The sequence below is a fragment of the Micromonospora zhanjiangensis genome (assembly GCF_042650605.1).
In the GTDB taxonomy this organism is placed as follows: domain Bacteria; phylum Actinomycetota; class Actinomycetes; order Mycobacteriales; family Micromonosporaceae; genus Micromonospora_J; species Micromonospora_J zhanjiangensis.
On record NZ_JBHSBN010000003.1, the window covers coordinates 70,025 to 87,716 of the forward strand.

Consider the following 17,692-nt stretch of genomic DNA (forward strand, 5'->3'; position numbering starts at 1 on the left):
GTGTGTGCGGGTGGCGCCGGCCGCCAGCTACCCTTTCAGGCGTGCCCTCGCTGTTTCGTCGCAAGTCCAGCAACCTCGCCGAGGAGGCCGTCACCGAGGTGACGCCCGCCGAGGAGTCCGCCGCCACCCGTGCCCGCGGTTACACCCCCGCCAAGGGCAGGGAGACGCCGAAGCGTCCGAGCGTGGGGCGCCGGCCGGCCGGCGCGACCAAGCCGCTGACCAAGGAGGAGGCCCGGGCCCAGCGTCAGGCGGCCCGCCGGGAGGCGGCGGCCGAGTTCCGGCGCGAGGGCGGGCCGCGCGACCGAGGGCCGGAGCGGGCCCTGGCCCGGGACGTGGTCGACTCCCGGCGCACCATCGGCACCTGGTTCTTCGGCGGTGCGTTGATCGTGCTGCTCGGCTCGTCCCCGAGCATGCCGCCGCTGGTGCAGCTCGGCTCCAACCTGCTCTGGGCGCTGCTGGCGCTGGGCCTGGTGGTCGACTCGGTGCTGATCTCCCGCCGGATCGGCAAGCTGGTCCGGCAGCGGTTCCCCAAGACCGACCAGCGGATGGGCTCGCTCTACCTCTACGCGATCATGCGCTCGATCACCTTCCGCCGGATGCGCGCCCCGGCCCCCCGGGTCAAGGTCGGCGACAAGATCTGATTCCGGTTCGGCGCATTCCAGCCTGACGGGCGTCGTCGCACCCGGCCCGGCCGCCCCGCCGATCGCAGGCTGGGTGGTGCCGGGTCCGGCTCAGTGGACGCCGAGCAGGCGCAGCACCGCCGCCGTCCCGGCGGCGGCCACCACCACCAGTACGAACGGCGCGCGCCGCCAGGCCAGCACCGCGCCGACCAGCACGCCCGCCGGGCGGGCGACCCCGGCGAGGCGGCCCGCATCGGTCAGGGCGGCCGTCACCGCCAGCGCCGCCAGCAGGGTCGCCGCCGCGACCGGCAGCAGCCGCCCGAGCCAGTCCGGCAGGTCGTACCGGCGGGCCAGGACCACCCCGGCGAGCCGGAGCCCGTACGTCCCGGCCGCCAGCGCGACGATCGCGATGATCAGCATGTCCGCTCCTTTTCGACCCGCCCGATCACGCCGGTCCCGGCGCCGCGTCCACCGGCCGCCGACCGTTCGCCCTGGTCACCCGGTCGGGGATGGGTCACGTCCGACCCGGGGCGCTCGGCGCGCTCCGGTTGGCGGCGGGGCAGCGCCAGCACGGCGAGACCGGCGAGAGCGGACAGCACCGGCAGGCCGGCCGGCAGCACAGGGGTGGCCAGCAGGGCGATGACCGCGCCGACCAGCACCACCCGCCGAGTCTCCCGGTCCCGCAGGGTCGGCATCAGCAGGGCGAGCAGTCCGGCCGGAAACGCGGCGTCCAGCCCCAGCGCCGCCGGGTCCCCGGTCGCGCCGCCGAGCAGCACGCCCAACACCGTGCCGACGTTCCAGGTCACGAAGAACGTCGTCCCGGCCAGCCAGTAGGCCCGTCGCCGGCCGGCCCCGGTGGCCTGGGCCAGGGCGAACGCGGTCGCCTCGTCGGTCATCAGGTGGCTGCCGACCAGCCGGGCCGGCCACCGGGTGCCGACGGTGTCGCCGAGGGCCAGTCCGAACGGCAGGTGCCGGGCATTGAGCAGCAGCCCGGCCAGGATCGCGGCGAACGGACTGCCCGCGGCGATCAGCCCGACCGCCATGAACTGCGCCCCGCCGGCGAACAACAGGGTGGACATGGCGACGGCCGCCCAGCCGGGCAGGCCGGCGGCCACCGCGATCGCGCCGAACGAGGCACCGACCGCCACCATCGCGAGGCTGATGGCACCGACATCCCGGAGGAGCCGGCCACTGGTCGTTCGCTGCGCCGTACGCATAGTCCAGAATAATGAACAGCTAGCCGCCTGTTCGTCAAACTGAACGGATCGACCAATGCAGCGAACGGACCCCACCGCCGGCTGTACCCCCGACTCCGGCTCCCCTGACTCCGGCTCCCCCGTCTCGGTCCTCGCCGTCGCCCTGCGCCGGGAACGGGACCGGCTCGGGCTGTCCCTCACCGAACTGGCCCGCCGCGCCGGAATCGCCAAGTCGACCGTGTCCCAGTTGGAGGCGGGCACCGGCAACCCCAGCGTCGAGACGGTCTGGGCGCTCGGCGTGGCGCTCGGCGTACCGTTCAGCCGGCTGGTCGAGCAGCCCCGACCCGACGTACGGGTGATCCGGGCCGGCGACGGGCCCCGGCTGAGCTCCGACCAGGCCGACTTCACCGCCACCCTGCTCTCCGCCGGTCCCGGGCATGCCCGGCGGGACGTCTACCGGCTCGAGCTGGAACCCGGCACCGTGCGGGAGGCCCAGCCGCACAACCCCGGCACCGTCGAGCACCTGGTGGTCTCGACCGGCCGGCTGCGCGCCGGCCCCGCCTCGGACCTGGTGGAGCTCGGCCCGGGCGACTACGTGGCCTTCCCCGGCGACGTGCCGCACCGGTACGAGGCACTCGCGCCCGGCACCGCCGCCGTCCTCGTCATGGAGCACCGCTGACGGTCAACCGCGATCTACCGGGTCAGCTGGGTGGGCGTGCGGTAGAGGCGGGTCACCACGTCCTCGATGTCCGGTTCGACGATCGACAGGTCGCGCAGCGCGGTCAGCCCGGACAGCCGGGCCACCAGCTCGGCCGCGGTGGCCGTCTCCAGGGCGTACACCAGGCGCCGGCCGTCGGACTCCACCCGGTGCAGCGGCGCGCCGGGCACCACCGGCGGGTCGACCGACGGGGCGTCCAGGTCGACCACCACCAGCCGGCGGGACCCGTACCGGGCGTGCAGCGCCTCGATCGTCCCGTCGTGCACCACCCGACCGTGGTCGATCACCACCAGTCGCCGGCACAGCCGCTCGATGTCGGCCAGGTCGTGCGTGGTGAGCAGCAGGGTGGTGTCGCCGGCGCGACCCAGCTCGGCGAGGAACTCGCGGACCGCCTGCCGGCTCACCACGTCCAGCCCGATGGTGGGCTCGTCGAGGAAGAGCACCTCCGGACCGTGCAGCAGGGCGGCGGTCAGCTCGCCGCGCATCCGCTGGCCGAGCGAGAGCTGCCGGACCGGGACGTCCAGGAAGCCGTCCAGGTCCAGCAGCGACCGGCAGCGGCGCAGCCGGGCCGCGTGCCGCGCCGCCGGCACCCGGTAGATGTGCCGCAGCAGCTCGAACGAGTCGCGCAGCGGCAGGTCCCACCACAACTGGGAGCGCTGCCCGAAGACCACCCCGATCCGCATCGCCAGCCGGGTGCGCCGGGCCACCGGGTCCAGGCCGCAGACCCGTACCGTGCCGGACGTCGGGGTCAGCACGCCGGTGAGCATCTTCAGCGTGGTGGACTTGCCCGCGCCGTTCGGACCGATGTAACCGACCATCTCGCCGCGGGTCACGGTCAGGTCGATCCGGTCCACCGCGGGCACGGTCCGCCGCTGCCGGCGCAACCGGCCGACCCGGACCCGCACGTCGAACTCCTTGCGCAGGGCCGTCGCCTCGATCACGGTCGTCACGTTCCTCACCCCGCACTCTGGTAGTGCCGGACCGCCGTCCGCCAGAACGTGGCGGCCGCCACCGCCGCCAGCACCGCGACGCCCGGCGCGGCCCAACTCACCCAGCCCGGCAGGCCGAGCGGATCGGCCCGGCCCAGCAACGCCAGCGCCGGGTGGTAGGCCACGAAGGCGAACCCCATCCCGTACGCGAAGACCGCGCGGAACCACCCACCGTAGACCGTCACCGGGTACGCGGTGAAGTCCCGCCCGCCGTAGGTGAGCGCGTTGCCGAGCTCCCCCGAGTCGATCCACCAGAACGCCACGGTGGCCGAGGCGACGAAGATCGAGCCGAAGAAGACCACCCCGGCCAGCGGCGCCACCAGCACCAGCAGCACCCGGCCCGGCGTCCACTGCACCTGCGCCCGGACCAGCGCGACCACCAGCACGGCCAAGCCGAACAGCGAACGGGACACCTTGCGCAGCGGCAGGTCCATCAGCAGCAGCTGCGGCAGGACGCCGAGCGGCCGGACCAGCACCGCGTCCAGCAGGCCGGTGCGGACGTACTGGCGGATCCGTTCGATGTTGCCGACGGTCAGGTCGGCGGTGGCGAACGAGAAGGAGGACAGGCCGACCATCACCATCGCCTCGCGTACCCCGAACCCGCCGAGCGTCCGGGTGACCCGGAACAGCACCAGCACGCTGAGCACGTCGAACACCACCGCCGCGAGGCAGCCCACCAGGTCCACCGCGAACGAGATCCGGTAGCTGGCCTGCGCCCGGGCCTGGCCGCGCAGCAGCGCCAGGTAGGCCCGCCGGGCGCCGGCCGGTCGTACCCGGTCAGCCACCCTGCACCACCAGCCGCCGCTCGGCGCGGCGCTGCACCACGGCGCAGCCGGCCAGCACCAGGACGGCCCAGACCGCCTGACCGCCGACCATTCCCGCCTGGACCGGCCCGGGATCCCGCTCGACCAGTACGTCCAGCGGCGCCTGGAACAGGCTCGGGAGCGGGGTGAGCGTCCACAGTGCCAGGTACAGCCAGTCGGGCAGGAAACGCAACGGGAAGTAGAGGCCGGCCAGCACGCCGGAGCCCAGCGTCCAGAGCATCAGCGGGCCGCGGATGTCGTGCACCCAGTAGACGACGGCGTTGACCAGGTACCGGCAGCCGAAGCAGATCACCACGGCGAGCAGCACCGACAGCGGGAACAGGATCCCGGTCGACCACCGGGTGGGCAGGTAGACGTCGAAGAAGAGCGGCCCCACCAGGACCGGCGGCAGGAACCGGGTGAACACCGCGTACCCGGCCCGGCCCAGGTCGGTGGCCAGGTAGCCGACCACCGGGTGGATCGGACGCAGCAGGTCAACGGCCACGTCCCCGGTACGGATCCGGTCGGCCAGGTCGGTCCAGCCCCACAACAGCACCACCGCGAGCAGTCCCTGCCCGACCCAGACGAAGGTGGCCAGCCGGGGCCGGTCGTACCCGGCCGCCAGCCCGCCGCCGGCTCCGGTCGCCACCGCGAGCAGGACGTAGCACTTGATGAACCCGAAGACGGTGTTGGTCACCGCCCCGGCCACCGTGGCCTGCCGGTAGGTGGAGTAGCGACGAAACCCCGATCGGCTTATTGCCGCAAATGTACGGACGTGAGGGATAATGTTTCCTCTGTCGGCGGATCCCGTACTGGCGGTGAGCGAGCCCACGCCGTTACCCTCCTTCCGCGACACCAAGCCGGTCACCGTAGCCGGTGCGTCGTCGACTGCATAACGGGAAATCGATGAGGTGATACCGCCGTGAGCGAGCGACGTGCGCCGTTGACCCGGCCGCGCGGCGCGCCCCACGGGAGCGGGGCCACCACATGACGGGCCGGTACACCGGCCGTTGGGGGGAGCCCGCCGAACCGGAGTGGGTCTTCGCGCCCACCTCGGAGTGGACCGCCGCCTTTCCGGGCCAGCGCTATCCCGGTGACGTCGGCCCGCGGCGCCGGCCGCAACCCACGCCCCGGGTCGCCCGCGGCCGGGCCACGGTCGAACGCCCCGGTTCCGGTGCTGGTGCTGGTGCTGGTTCCGGTGCTGGTGCTGATTCCGGTGCCCGACCGGACGACGCCGCGTCCACCGGCCGGTACGGCGACCGACGCCCGGATCCGTCCGGTCACCCGCAGGGCACCGATCGCCGCACCCGGGGCGGAGCACCGCCGATCAGCTCACCGCCCGCGGATTCCCGCCCGATCGACGCCCGTTCCGTCGACGCCCGCCCGATCGACGGGGGGTCGGGCGATCGGCGTTCGGTCGACGGGCGGCCGGTTGACGGGCGTTCGGTCGACGGGCGGCCGGTCAGCCCGGCCGGGGGTGGCACCTACGGCGTCCGCCGGCCGGACCGGCGATCGGATGACGACGTCCACCGCTTCGACGACCACCGCCAGCCGGGTGGCCGGCCCGCGCCGGACCACGGCACGTACCGATCCGCCTCGGCTCGCGCCGACGCCCGGTCCACCGGGCCGAAGGTCGACCGGCAGTACCGATCCGAGACACCCCCGCCCGAGGACACCCGGCGACCGGCCGGGCCCGCGGACCGGCCCGCCGACCGGTGGAACCCGCCGACCGACGGACCGCCCCGCGGACCGGCCGCCGATGCCGGCCGTCGGTTCGCGGGTGCGCCGGACCAGCCCCGCCCACCCCGGGACACGCCGGACGGACGCCGGCTCGACCCGCCACCCGACGAGGCCCGACGCGGTGCGCCGCCGTACCCGTCCGGCCGCGACACGTCGTACCGTCCGACACCCCGGCAGCGACCGGACCGCGAACCCGCACCACCCGACCGGCCGGATCGTGAGCCGGCACCGTACGCCCGGCAGGACCGGAATCCGGCACCGCACGCCCGGCCGGACCGGGAGCCGCCAGCGCGCGACCGACACCCGAGCGGCGGCATGCCGTCCGAGGCCGACCGGTACGGCGCGCCCGATCCGCAGCAGCGTCGACCCGCCCCCACCGAACGGCTCCGTCCGGACGACCGGCGGCCCGCCCAGGACCACGGTCACGCCGCCGGTTTCGGCCGTCCGGAACCCGGTCCACGTCCCGACGACCGGCACCGACCGGCGGGCCCGTACCCGGATCCGGGCCTCCGCCCGACGGACCGGTACGCCCCGCAGCAGCGCCCGGACGATCGGGGGCGACCGGGTCCGCACCCGCCGGAAGCCGGACGGCCGCCGCACGCCGGTCCGGTTCCGGCCGGCCGGCAGCCGGACGTACGGCGCCCGGACGACCGGGCGCGGCCGGCCGACGGTGTCCGTCCGCCGCGTCCCGACGGCCCGGCACCGACCGGTCAGCGGGAGTCGATCCCGCGGCCCGACGGAATGCCGGCGCGGTCCGGTTGGCTCGCCCCCGGCCCGTCCCAGCCCGCCGACCGTCGCCTTACCGGCACGGGAAGCCCCACCGACACCGGAGTGCCCAGCGGCCCCGAGCGGCCCAGCGACGCCGAGCGGCCCAGCGACGCCGAGCGGCGCAATGAGCCCGGGCGACCCAACGACGCCGGGCGGCCCTCGGGCGGTGGCCCGAGACGACCGGTCGGCAGCGGACACCCGACGGGCCAGGATCCGCACCGGTCCCCGGTCCACGGCCCGCACCGACCCACGGACCACGACCGGCACCAGCCCACGGGCCAGGACCCGCGGCGGTTCGTTGACGCCGGGTCGGACCCTCGTACGGAGTCCGACCCCGAGGGGTCCACGAACCGGCCACGACCGCCCGTGGCCGGCCTGCGGTTGGAGTTCCGCCCAGCGCCGGCCCCGCTACCGGTGAGCGATGACGGCGTGCCGCCGGCGGACGAGGGTCCGGCCACGGCGGACGGCGGGAACGATCCGGGGTCCCCGGTCGCCGCTGGGCCCTCGACGGCCCCGGCTACCGCCGGATCCTGGTTCACGTCGTCCGACCGGCCGGCGGTTGCCGTGCCCGAATCCGCGGCGACGACCGGCTCCGCGCCGGCAACCGGCATCGCATTGGACACGACCGGCTCCACGCCGGCACCCCGCACCGAACCGGCACCACCGAACCCGACCGGCACCACACCGGCTCCCGGCACCACCCCGGCTCCCGAGCGGGACGCCGGCAGCACAACGGTGCGGGCGACGACCACGGCGCCACCGGGCCCCGCCGCCGGGCCGACTCCCAGAGCCGCCGCCCCCGTCGGACCGCCGGTCTGGAAGCCCCGGGCGCCCGCGCCGCCCGTCTGGACCGGGCCGACCGACAAACGGTCCGAAGCCACCCCGGCCGCCGCATCGAGCGGGCCGGGAATCCCCGGTGCGTCGTCGGTCCCGACCGCGCCGGCAACCGACGCGTCGTCGGCGCCGGCGAGCGCACCGCCCGAGCCACCCGCGGCTCCGGTGCCCGGCGACGCGCCCGGCGACGACCGGCCGTCCGTGGTCCCCGACTCGGACGCCGCCGTTCCGGTCACCGGGCCGGACCGAGCGACACCGACGGACCCGGACCCGGCGACAAGCCCGACGCCCAGCCTCGACCAGACGCTTCCGCCCACACCGGACCCCGAGCAGGCGACCCATCCCGACCAGACGCCCGAACCCGCACCGGACCCCGACCCGGCGACAAGCCCGACGTCCGGCCCCGACCAGGCGCTCGCGCCCGGACCGGAGGCCGACCCACCGCCGCCGGCCGACGCCGAACCCGACGCCGAAAGACCGCGGGACCAGGAACCGGCCGCGGACACCCACAGCTCCCCGGCGACGGCCGACGGCCTCGACGAGGTGGGCCAGGCCGACAACCCGGCCGCAGCCACTCCCGCCGAGGTCACGTCCGTCGGGCCGGCCGCCGAGCCGCCCGCACCTGCCCCGACCGGAACCCCACCGTCCGACGCGACCGCGTCCGAACCGACGCCCGCATCCCCTGACCTGCCGGGCGAGCCCACGACCCCCACGACCGTCGCGGATCCGACCCCCGCCAGCGCGGAGTCCGCCGCCGAGGAGACCGGCTATGACCCCTGGTTCACCCCGTTGACGAAGCCGACCCCGCCCACCGGTCCACCGGCCGACCCGCCGACGACGGACCCGACGACCGCGAACGGTCCCGCCACCGGGACCGGCCCGACCGCCGAGGCGAGCCCGGACACGGTGCTGCCCGCCCCGGACGGCCCGGCCGCCGGCGCGGCCACCGCGCTGCGCGCGCCGACCGTGCTCGCACCGGTCGTCCGTCCCGGTGCGAAACCCGACGGGCGACCGCCCGGCCCGACCACCCCGGCTGGTCCGGTGGACCAGCCGCCGACCGCCGACCCCGAGCAGGTGCTCTCGGCGTACCGGTGGCGGTTCCACCATGAGACGCTGCGCGAGTTGGTCGAGGACCCCGAGGAACTGCGGACCGTGCGGGACCGGTTGACCGACAAGCTGGACGGGTCGACCGACAACCGCACCCGGGCCCGACTGCTCAGCCTGCGCGCCGTGGTCTCCCGGATCCTCGGCGACCTGGGCAAGGCGTACGCCGACGGCCGGCTCGCCCTGTCGCACGCCGAGGCCACCGGCGAGTTGCGGCGGATCGCCATCGCCCAGGCCCGGCTGGCGCACGTGCTGCAGTGGCGGGGCGACTTCGCCGAGGCCGACCGGTTGTTCGAGGAGGCCAACTCGCCGGAGTTGCCGGACCGGCTGCGGGCCACCATGCACGAGCACGCCGGCCGGTCCTGCTACGACCAGGGCCGCTACATCGAGGCGTGCAACCACTTCGAGCGCGCCCTCGAACTGCGTCGGGTCGAGGACCCGGACCTGATCGCCCGGACCGAACTGGCGCTGGACGCGGTGTTCACCAAGGTCGCGGAGAACGGCTGGGGACCGTACCCGCGTACCCGGGACGAGGTCCTGCAGACCCACCGGCCACCGGTGCCGACGTTCAGCGAGCGGGTGCAGCGCTGGGGTTACGCCGAACCGGACGGCCAGTTGGCGATCGCGCCCAGCTATGCCGAGGTCCAGCCGTTCCGGGAGGGACTGGCCTGGGTACGCCGGCCCGAGGCCGACGCCTGGGAACTGATCGACGAGTCGGGCGACCTGGTGATCCGGGCGTCCGCCGGTTACCTGCACGTCGGCTCGTTCTCCGACGGGCTGGCCTGGGTGTCCCGCGCCGCGACCGGCGGCTGGATCGCCATCGACCGGACCGACCGGGTGGTCATCCCGGTCGGCTTCGACGACGTACGCCCGTTCCGGCGGGGCATCGCCGCGGTACGGCGGGGCCGCTGGGGTGCCGTGGACCGGACCGGACAGGTGGTGGTGCCGATGCGCTGGACCGGTTTCGCCACCGCCCTCACCGACGGCCGGTACGTCGACGGCTTCACCGACGAGGGCCTGGCCATCGTCGACGCCGACGGCCGCAAGGGCGTGGTCGACCGCACCGGTCGGGTGATCGTCCCGCCCACCCATCCCGGCCTGGTCATCCACCCGGTGGCGTTCCTGGTCAGCAGCGGGGTCGGGCACTGGGGTGCGCTGGATCGGCGGGGCGAGCCGCTGATCGACCCGGTGCACCCGAGCCGGGTCGGTGTGCTCGACGAGATCGACCGGTTGCTGGCCGACACCAAGCCGGTGCTCTGACCATCGGCCGGCCACCGGCCGGTCGCGCCCGCACCGCACGGCCGCGCGTCCCGGTCCGCGGTCGCTGTCGCGGGCCGGGCAGGCGTTAGGGTCGGGTCATGGAATTCCGACACCTTGGCCGCTCCGGCCTGCTGGTCAGTGAGATCTCCTACGGCAACTGGATCACCCACGGCTCGCAGGTCGAGGAGGAAGCCGCGCTGGCCTGCGTCCGGGCCGCGCGGGAGGCCGGCATCACCACGTTCGACACCGCCGACGTGTACGCGGGCACCCGCGCCGAGGCGGTCCTCGGCCGGGCGTTGCAGGGTGAGCGCCGGGAGGGCCTGGAGATCTTCACCAAGGTCTTCTGGCCGACCGGCCCCGGCCCGAACGACCGCGGCCTGTCCCGCAAGCACATCATGGAGTCGATCGACGGGTCGCTGCGCCGGTTGCAGACCGACTACGTCGACCTCTACCAGGCCCACCGGTACGACTTCTCCACCCCGCTGGAGGAGACGATGGAGGCGTTCGCCGATGTCGTCCGGTCCGGCAAGGCCCTCTACATCGGCGTCTCCGAGTGGACCGCCGAGCAGATCCGCGCCGGGTACGAGCTGGCCCGCGAGCTGAAGATCCACCTGGTCTCCAACCAGCCGCAGTACTCGATGCTGTGGCGGGTCATCGAGGCCGAGGTGGTGCCGGTCAGCGAGGAGCTGGGCATCGGGCAGATCGTCTGGTCGCCGATGGCCCAGGGCGTGCTGACCGGGAAGTACCTGCCGGGTCAGCCGCCGCCGGCCGGTTCCCGGGCCACCGACGAGAAGTCCGGCGCGAGCTTCATCTCCCGGCTGCTGACCGACGACGTGCTCGGCACGGTGCAGCGGCTGCGTCCGCTGGCCGAGCAGGCCGGCCTCAGCATGGCGCAGCTCGCCATCGCGTGGGTGCTGCAGAACCCCAACGTGTCGTCGGCGATCATCGGCGCGACCCGGCCGGAACAGGTGCACGACAACGTCAAGGCGGCCGGCGTACGGCTCGACGCCGACCTGATGAAGGCGATCGACGAGGTGATGGACCCGATCGCCGAGCGGGACCCGGCCCGGACCGTCAGCCCGTCCCAGCGTCCGTGACGGCGTGACCGACCGGTCCGCGGTCGCCCGGGGCGGCGACCGCGGACCGGCGGCGGGTGTCTGTCCGGCCGCGGCTCGACGGCCGGCCGGATCAGGCCGCGGCTCGGCGGCCGGTCACCAGCTCTGCCAGAACCGGATCAGGCTGAAGCCCTCGGCGTACAGCTGCGCCGGCAGGCCGAGGAAGTCGCCCACCGCGAAGACGCCGGAGAAGAACCAGCCGTTGATCCGCGGGTTCCACAGCAGGGCGAACAACAGCAGGAACCCGTACGGGGCCATCAGGTCGTAGCCGCGGCGCCACTGCGGCGACAGCCAGGGCTGAACGATGTTGCCGCCGTCCAGGCCGGGCACCGGCATCAGGTTGAGCACGCTGGCCGTGAGCTGCAGGAAGCCGAGCAGCGCCACCCCGGCCCAGAACTCCAGATGGGCCAGGCTCAGGCTGCTCGTGACGGCGAACGGCACCACCAGAATCAGCGCGAACAGCACGTTGGTCGCCGGTCCGGCCAGACTGACCAGGCTGTGCCGCAGCCGGCCGGGAATCGCGTGCCGGTCCACCCAGACCGCGCCGCCGGGCAGGCCGATCCCGCCGAGCAGCACGATGAACACCGGGAAGACGATGGACAGCAGCGGATGGCTGTACTTGAGCGGGTTCAGGGTCAGGTAGCCGCGGTGCGCGACGCTCCGGTCGCCGGCCCGGAACGCGACGACGGCGTGCGCGTACTCGTGCAGGCAGAGCGAGACCAGCCACCCGGTGACCACGAACAGGAAGACGTCGAACCGGACGTTGCCCACCCGGTTCCAGGCCAGCACCCCGCTGGTGACGAAGAGCGCCACCAGCCCCAGGAAGATCGGGCTCGGCCGGAACGCCGCCCGGGGCATCCCGAGGATGAGCCGGTCGGCGCCGGACCGGTCGGGGCCCGTCACGTTCACTCCGACGCCGGCGCCAGGCTCATCCGGTACTCGAACCGGTCGTCCTCCACCAGAGCCACCGAGACCACCCCGGACGAGGCGAGGTCGCGCCAGGTCTGGCCGATCCAGGACTCGGCGTCGGCCTGACTGCCGAACGTCTCGGCGGGCCCGTCCACCGGGTTGCCGTCCGTGTCCTCGTACCGCCAGCTCCACGGCATATCGCGTCTCCCTCTCAGCAGTACCCGCCCGACGAACCCTCGCCAGCCTAGTCCGGCACCGACGGTGGCCGGCCACCCCGGCCACCCGGCGGGCGCCCGGCCGGACGACACGGCCGCGGCCCGGGGCCTTTAAGGTACGGGCATGTCGGTTGACGGGTGGAACACGCTTCTCGTGCTCGGCGGGATCCGGTCGGGCAAGTCCGAGTTCGCCGAGTCGCTGGTCGGTGAGCACGGTCCGGTCCGGTACGTCGCGACCGCCCCGACGGTCTCCGGCGAGGACCCGGAGTGGACCACCCGGATCGACGACCATCGGCGGCGCCGGCCGGCGACCTGGACCACCGACGAGGCCGGCGCCGACCCGTCCCGGCTGGCGGAGATCATCAATGCCGCCCGGCCGGACGAGACGCTGCTCGTCGACGACCTGGGCGGCTGGGTCACCGTACTGCTGGACCCGGCCCACCAGCCGGCCGACGACGTCGCCACCATCGCCGAACTGGCCGCCGCGGTCCGCGACTGCGCGGCCCGGCTGGTGCTGGTCAGTCCCGAGGTGGGGTTGTCGCTGGTGCCGGTCACCCCGCTCGGCCGGGCCTTCGCGGACGCGCTCGGCTCGGCCAACCAGGCGGTGGCGCGGGCCTGCGACGCCGTGGTGCTGGTGGTGGCCGGGCAGCCGGCCTGGCTCAAACCGGACACCGGCCCGGCGACCGGCGGCACCGCCATCACCGGCCCGACGACCGGCGGCACCGCCATCACCGGCCCGACGACCGGCGGCGACGCGTTCGGCGATCCGGCGGTCGGCGGCGCGCCGGCCCCCGACCTGCCGGTCGGGACGGTGCCCACCCAGACCACGGCGGGGCCGGCCCCGGCCGGAGTCCCGGACGCCGACGTCGTCCCGGCGACCTCGCCCGAGGTGTTCACCCCGACCGTCCCGTCGGCGCCCCCGGCCCCGGCGGCCACCGGGGACAACTGGACCGCGCCGACGATGACGCTGCCGATGGTGGCCACCGGCCTGGTCATCCAGCCCGGCATGGAACTGCCGTTGCCGGACGACTTCGCCGGACCGCAGGCGCTGGAGCGGCTCGCCACCCTGGACATCCCCGGCGCCGGCCTGGGTGAGCTGGAACGGGTGGTCGGCTTCGCGGCCGCCACCCAGGCCACGGCCACCCCGCGACCGTGGCGGTCGGCCCGGGTGCTGCTGCTGCACGGCGACCATCCGGGTGGCGCCGCGGCCGGGGTGCCGGACGGCGACGCGGCCCGCCGGGTGGCCCAGGCCCGGTCCGGCGACGGGCCGCTGGCCCGGCTGGCCGCCGAGGCCGGCGCGCAGGTGCAGGTCGTCGAGGCGCCGGCCACCGGCCGGATCGAGCGGGAACCGGCGCTGTCCGAGTCGGCCGTGGAATCGGCGCTGCGCTACGGCTGGCGGCTGGCCGAGGAGGCGGCGGACGCGGGCGTACAGGTGCTCGTGCTGGCCGCCTGCGGCGCCGGCACGGACGCCGCCGCCGCGGCGGTGCTGGCGGCGACGGCCGGGGCCGAACCGGCCGCCGTCCTGGGCCGGGTGGTGACCACCGGCGGCCAGGTGGACGACGCCGCCTGGATGGCCCGCTGCACGGCGGTACGCGACGCGCTGCACCGGACCCGGCACTCCGACCGCAACCCTCGCAACGTGCTGGCCGACCTGGCCGGTGGGGACATCGCGATCGCCACCGGCGCCCTGCTCGGCGCCACCGCCCGGCGGCTGCCGGTGCTGCTGGACGGCCCGGTCGGGGTGGCCGCCGCGCTGGTCAGCCGGGACCTCGCCGGCCAGGCCCGGCACTGGTGCCTGCTGCCCGACCACGGCGGCCACCCGGCCGTCCGGCTGGCCGCCGACGTGCTCGGCCTGACCCCGCTGTTCAACCTGCGGGTCGACCTCGGCGAGGGAGCCACCGCGCTGGCCGCGCTGCCGATGCTCAACTCGGTGCTCACCCTGGCCGGCGCGCTGCCGGTGCACCCGACCCTGGCCACCGACCCGGCCGGCGGGGACGAGGAGTTCACCGAGCCGCCGACCGGCCCGGGGCCGGCGGCCCCGGACCGGCCGGACGAGACTCCCCCCGCCCACCGCACCGAACCGGACGCCCCGGGCGACGACCACGGTGCCGACGGGGCCGACGGCACCGACCCGGGCCGGCTCGCCGACGGGGCCGGCGCCCCGCGTGGTGCCTGACGACGGGCGGATACCGGCCGGCGTCCGGCTGGCCGTCACCACGTTCACCGTCCTGCCGGTACGGGCCGGTCGGGTGGACCGGTCGAGCGCGGCGGTTGCGATGGCCCTCGCCCCGGCCGTGGGCGCCGCCCTGGGGCTGCCGCTCGCCGGGCTCCTGCTCGGCGTCGGCGCGGTCGGACCGCCGCTGGTGGCCGCCGGCGTCACCGTCGCGGCGGGCGCCCTGCTGACCCGGGGACTGCATCTGGACGGCCTGGCCGACACGGTGGACGCGCTCGGGTCGTACCGGCGGGGGGCCGCCGCGCTGGAGATCATGAAGAAGCCGGACGTCGGGCCGTTCGGGGTGGTCGCGCTGGTCCTCGTACTGCTGGTGCAGGCCGCGGCGTTGGCGGCGCTGACCGCCCGGCCCTGGCCGGCGACGCTGGCCGCGCTGGTCACCGGCGCCGCCGCCGGCCGGCTCGGGGTGGCCTGGGCCTGCCGGCGCGGCGTCCCGGCGGCCCGGCCGACCGGTCTCGGCGCGCTGGTCGCCGGCACGGTCGGCCGGCCGGCCCTGGCGGTGGGCACGCTCGCCGTCTGCGCCGTCGCGGTGGCCGCCGTGCCGGGTCGACCGGCCCAGGGGCCGCTCGCCGTCGTCGCGGCGCTCGGCGTCACCCTGTTGGCGCTGCGGCACGCGGTACGCCGGTTCGGCGGCATCACCGGCGACGTGCTGGGCGCGGTCGTCGAGCTGGTCAGCACCCTGGTGTACGTGGGGCTGGCGCTGACCGGCTGAGGAACGTCGGCCGGCGGCGGTAGCGTCGCAGACGACGACACCAGCACCCTGACCGGCCACCGGGAGCATGAGATGACCATCACGGACGACTACCTGCCCGTACCGGTCCCCGAGTCGCTGACCGCCACCTACCTGGTCCCCACCTCCGGGGAACCGCCGCTGACCCCGGCCGAGGCGGTCGCGGCGCTGGGCGACCGGCTGGCCGCACCGGTCCGCGACCTGGCCACCCAGATGATCGACAGCCCGTTGCTGACCGTCGACACCCGCCCGGTGGTCGACTTCCCGCACCTGCCGCCGGACCTGCTCGCCGCGTTCGGCGCGACGGGGGAACAACTGGCCCGGCTCGCCGCGGCCAGTCACCTGGTCGTGGTCGACGCCAGTTACCGGCCCGGCTGGCCGCCGGCACACGAGTGGGCCGCCCGGGCGGTCGCGGCGGCGCTGGCCGAGTCGCTGGACGCCGACCTGATCGACGTCTTCGCCCTGCAGATCCTGTCACCGGCGGTGGCGCTGCGCTCGCTGCCCGACGCCGACGGCCGGGTACGCCTGGTCGACTGGCTGCTGGTCCCCTACTCCTCCGACGCGGACGGGCTGTGGTTCACCACCAAGGGGTTGCGCCGGTTCGGCCTGCTGGAGCTGCAGGCCGAGGGGGTGCCGCCGCACCTCACCCGGGCCTGGGGCGCGGTGATGACCGGGGTGGCCCGCCGGATCCTGCGCACCTGGACCGAGGAGCTGACCGCCACCGAGCCACCGGCGTTCGCGCAGTTGCCGATCCGGGCCACCGTCTCGGGGCACGACATCGCCGTGGCGTACGGAAACCCGGATCAGCACGACGGCGGCCGGCCGGCCACGCTGCGGCTGGAACTCGACCCGGCGCCCGATCCGGACGCCGACTCGTTCCTGAGCCTGCGCCCGCCGGCCGGGCACACCGGTCCCCCGGGCCGCTACTTCGCCGCGGTCTGCGCCACCCTGTTCGGGGCCACCGGCTCCGACGTGCGGTACACCCGACCCGCCGACGCGATGGCGACGGCCATCGCCACCGCCCGGGACCGGCTGCCCGACATCCGGGACCGGTTCCTGGCCGACGAGTTGCCCGCCGACGCCCAACTGGTGGTGAAGTACGCCCTGCCCTCGGACGACGGCCCGGAGTACGTCTGGGCCACCGTCACCTCGTGGCTGGACCCGGACCGGATCCTGGGCAGCGGCGCCAACGACGCCACCACCGACCCGGCCGTCCGGATGGGCTGCCCGGTGATGGTGAACACCGACGACGTTGTCGACTGGGCGGTGCTGGACGGCACCGGGGTGGTCGAGGGCGGCTGGACCCAGGCGGTGCTGGACGCGGGCTGACCCCGGCGGCGCCCGCCCGGCGGTGGAATCACGGTGGTCGCCCCGACCCGGTCGGTGGCAGGATTCGATCAACGAACCGCACCGATCATGGGAGACGCATGCGATACCGCACCCTGGGTGCCACCGGAACGGTGGTCTCTACCCAGTGCCTGGGCACCATGACGTTCGGCAACGAGACCGACGAGGAGGGCAGTTTCGCCCAGCTCGACCGGTTCGTCGAACGGGGCGGCACCTTCGTCGACACCGCCGACGTCTACTCCGCCGGGGTCTCCGAGGAGATCGTCGGCCGCTGGCTGCGGGCCCGGCCCGGGGCCCGGGACTCCTTGGTCATCGCCACCAAGGGCCGCTTCGCCATGGGCCCCGGCGGGAACGACGCCGGGCTGTCCCGGGTGCACCTGACCCGGGCCCTGGAGGCGAGCCTGCGCCGGCTCGGCGTGGAGGCCGTCGACCTCTACCAGGCGCACGCCTGGGACCCGCTGACCCCGCTGCCGGAGACCCTGCGCTTCTTCGACGACGCGGTCCGCGCCGGCAAGATCCGGTACGCCGGGGTCAGCAACTTCACCGGCTGGCAACTGCAGAAGGCGGCGCTGCTCACCGCGCACCTGGGGCTCACCCCGATCGTCACCCTCCAGCCGCAGTACAACCTGCTGGCCCGGGACATCGAGTTCGAGCTGACCGACGTGTGCCACAACGAGGGCATCGGCATCCTGCCCTGGTCGCCGCTCGGCGGCGGCTGGCTCACCGGCAAGTACCGGCGGGACACCCCGCCCACCGGGGCCACCCGGCTCGGCGAGAACCCGGAGCGCGGCGTCGAGGCGTACGCGGGACGCAACGCCGACGAACGGACCTGGCGGATCGTCGACGCGGTGGCCGAGGTGGCCGACAAGCGCGGCACGTCGATGGCGGCGGTCGCCCTGGCCTGGCTGGCCGACCGACCGGCGGTGACCTCGGTGATCCTCGGCGCCCGGACGGTGGAGCAGCTCGACGACAACCTGGCCGCGGCGGACCTGCGCCTGGACGCCGAGGAGACCCGGCTGCTGGACGAGGCCAGCGCGCCCCGGGTGGCCGACTACCCGTACGGCGCCGCGGGCGTCCAGCAGCGCGCCCGCGAGCTACCCGCGGGCTGACGCCC

The 17,692-nt window shown here is 75.3% G+C and carries 15 protein-coding genes; 8 read left to right on the forward strand and 7 right to left on the reverse strand.

What is annotated here, in order from left to right:
• Positions 1-41: 41 nt before the first annotated feature.
• Complete coding sequence (locus ACFOX0_RS06175) at positions 42-641, forward strand: DUF3043 domain-containing protein (protein ID WP_377542622.1); 600 nt, start codon at positions 42-44, stop codon at positions 639-641.
• 90 nt (positions 642-731) lie between these two features.
• Here ACFOX0_RS06175 and ACFOX0_RS06180 read toward each other — a convergent pair whose 3' ends face one another.
• Together ACFOX0_RS06180 and ACFOX0_RS06185 are read right to left on the reverse strand one after the other, a co-directional pair.
• Complete coding sequence (locus ACFOX0_RS06180) at positions 732-1,040, reverse strand: AzlD domain-containing protein (RefSeq protein WP_377542624.1); 309 nt, start codon at positions 1,038-1,040, stop codon at positions 732-734.
• A complete protein-coding gene (locus ACFOX0_RS06185; RefSeq protein WP_377542627.1) occupies positions 1,034-1,837 on the reverse strand; it encodes an AzlC family ABC transporter permease in 804 nt (267 codons plus the stop codon). The genes ACFOX0_RS06180 and ACFOX0_RS06185 overlap by 7 nt, the downstream gene beginning before the upstream one ends.
• A gap of 55 nt (positions 1,838-1,892) precedes the next feature.
• Here ACFOX0_RS06185 and ACFOX0_RS06190 point away from each other — a divergent pair, with 55 nt between their 5' ends.
• Positions 1,893-2,495, forward strand: coding sequence for a helix-turn-helix domain-containing protein (locus ACFOX0_RS06190; RefSeq protein WP_377542629.1), 603 nt, complete (start codon positions 1,893-1,895; stop codon positions 2,493-2,495).
• A 14-nt stretch (positions 2,496-2,509) separates the two neighbouring features.
• Here the strand turns inward: ACFOX0_RS06190 and ACFOX0_RS06195 are convergent, their stop codons facing one another.
• The 3 genes from ACFOX0_RS06195 to ACFOX0_RS06205 are packed head-to-tail and all read right to left on the reverse strand — an operon-like array spanning position 2,510 to position 5,023.
• Positions 2,510-3,484, reverse strand: a complete 975-nt coding sequence (locus ACFOX0_RS06195) for an ABC transporter ATP-binding protein (protein WP_377542631.1) — start codon at positions 3,482-3,484, stop codon at positions 2,510-2,512.
• Positions 3,485-3,489: 5 nt separating this feature from the next.
• A complete protein-coding gene (locus ACFOX0_RS06200; RefSeq protein ID WP_377542633.1) occupies positions 3,490-4,308 on the reverse strand; it encodes an ABC transporter permease in 819 nt (272 codons plus the stop codon).
• Positions 4,301-5,023, reverse strand: coding sequence for an ABC transporter permease (locus ACFOX0_RS06205; RefSeq protein WP_377542635.1), 723 nt, complete (start codon positions 5,021-5,023; stop codon positions 4,301-4,303). Before ACFOX0_RS06205 ends, ACFOX0_RS06200 begins: the two co-directional genes overlap by 8 nt.
• A 2,810-nt stretch (positions 5,024-7,833) precedes the next feature.
• On the opposite strand from ACFOX0_RS06205, the gene ACFOX0_RS06210 reads away from it, so the two are divergent.
• Entirely contained in the window at positions 7,834-10,032 is a 2,199-nt protein-coding gene (locus ACFOX0_RS06210; protein WP_377542637.1) for a WG repeat-containing protein, read from the forward strand.
• A gap of 98 nt (positions 10,033-10,130) precedes the next feature.
• The gene (locus ACFOX0_RS06215; RefSeq protein ID WP_377542641.1) at positions 10,131-11,129 is read left to right on the forward strand and encodes an aldo/keto reductase family protein; all 999 of its coding nucleotides are present in this window, start codon (positions 10,131-10,133) and stop codon (positions 11,127-11,129) included.
• A gap of 114 nt (positions 11,130-11,243) precedes the next feature.
• Here ACFOX0_RS06215 and ACFOX0_RS06220 read toward each other — a convergent pair whose 3' ends face one another.
• Together ACFOX0_RS06220 and ACFOX0_RS06225 are read right to left on the reverse strand one after the other, a co-directional pair.
• Positions 11,244-12,005 (reverse strand): site-2 protease family protein, encoded by a 762-nt coding sequence (locus tag ACFOX0_RS06220; RefSeq protein WP_377543091.1) that lies wholly within the window; start codon positions 12,003-12,005, stop codon positions 11,244-11,246.
• Positions 12,006-12,052: 47 nt separating this feature from the next.
• Entirely contained in the window at positions 12,053-12,253 is a 201-nt protein-coding gene (locus ACFOX0_RS06225; protein ID WP_377542643.1) for a hypothetical protein, read from the reverse strand.
• Positions 12,254-12,395: 142 nt separating this feature from the next.
• Between ACFOX0_RS06225 and ACFOX0_RS06230 the strand changes: the two genes are divergently transcribed.
• From ACFOX0_RS06230 to ACFOX0_RS06245, 4 genes are all read left to right on the forward strand, one after another.
• The gene (locus ACFOX0_RS06230; protein ID WP_377542644.1) at positions 12,396-14,447 is read left to right on the forward strand and encodes a bifunctional adenosylcobinamide kinase/adenosylcobinamide-phosphate guanylyltransferase; all 2,052 of its coding nucleotides are present in this window, start codon (positions 12,396-12,398) and stop codon (positions 14,445-14,447) included.
• Positions 14,440-15,213, forward strand: coding sequence for an adenosylcobinamide-GDP ribazoletransferase (locus ACFOX0_RS06235; RefSeq protein ID WP_377543092.1), 774 nt, complete (start codon positions 14,440-14,442; stop codon positions 15,211-15,213). Before ACFOX0_RS06230 ends, ACFOX0_RS06235 begins: the two co-directional genes overlap by 8 nt.
• 72 nt (positions 15,214-15,285) lie before the next feature.
• Positions 15,286-16,560, forward strand: coding sequence for a DUF2314 domain-containing protein (locus ACFOX0_RS06240; protein ID WP_377542646.1), 1,275 nt, complete (start codon positions 15,286-15,288; stop codon positions 16,558-16,560).
• Between the two features lie 98 nt (positions 16,561-16,658).
• Entirely contained in the window at positions 16,659-17,687 is a 1,029-nt protein-coding gene (locus ACFOX0_RS06245) for an aldo/keto reductase (RefSeq protein ID WP_377542647.1), read from the forward strand.
• The last annotated feature ends 5 nt before the right edge of the window (positions 17,688-17,692 follow it).

Bases quoted from the DNA above. Each gene is read 5' to 3' on its own strand.
- ACFOX0_RS06185 (WP_377542627.1), bottom strand. From the start codon at position 1,837: ATGCGTACGGCGCAGCGAACGACCAGTGGCCGGCTCCTCCGGGATGTC.
- ACFOX0_RS06245 (WP_377542647.1), top strand. From the start codon at position 16,659: ATGCGATACCGCACCCTGGGTGCCACCGGAACGGTGGTCTCTACCCAG.
- ACFOX0_RS06225 (WP_377542643.1), bottom strand. From the start codon at position 12,253: ATGCCGTGGAGCTGGCGGTACGAGGACACGGACGGCAACCCGGTGGAC.
- ACFOX0_RS06230 (WP_377542644.1), top strand. From the start codon at position 12,396: ATGTCGGTTGACGGGTGGAACACGCTTCTCGTGCTCGGCGGGATCCGG.
- ACFOX0_RS06240 (WP_377542646.1), top strand. From the start codon at position 15,286: ATGACCATCACGGACGACTACCTGCCCGTACCGGTCCCCGAGTCGCTG.
- ACFOX0_RS06215 (WP_377542641.1), top strand. From the start codon at position 10,131: ATGGAATTCCGACACCTTGGCCGCTCCGGCCTGCTGGTCAGTGAGATC.
- ACFOX0_RS06190 (WP_377542629.1), top strand. From the start codon at position 1,893: ATGCAGCGAACGGACCCCACCGCCGGCTGTACCCCCGACTCCGGCTCC.
- ACFOX0_RS06220 (WP_377543091.1), bottom strand. From the start codon at position 12,005: ATGCCCCGGGCGGCGTTCCGGCCGAGCCCGATCTTCCTGGGGCTGGTG.
- ACFOX0_RS06180 (WP_377542624.1), bottom strand. From the start codon at position 1,040: ATGCTGATCATCGCGATCGTCGCGCTGGCGGCCGGGACGTACGGGCTC.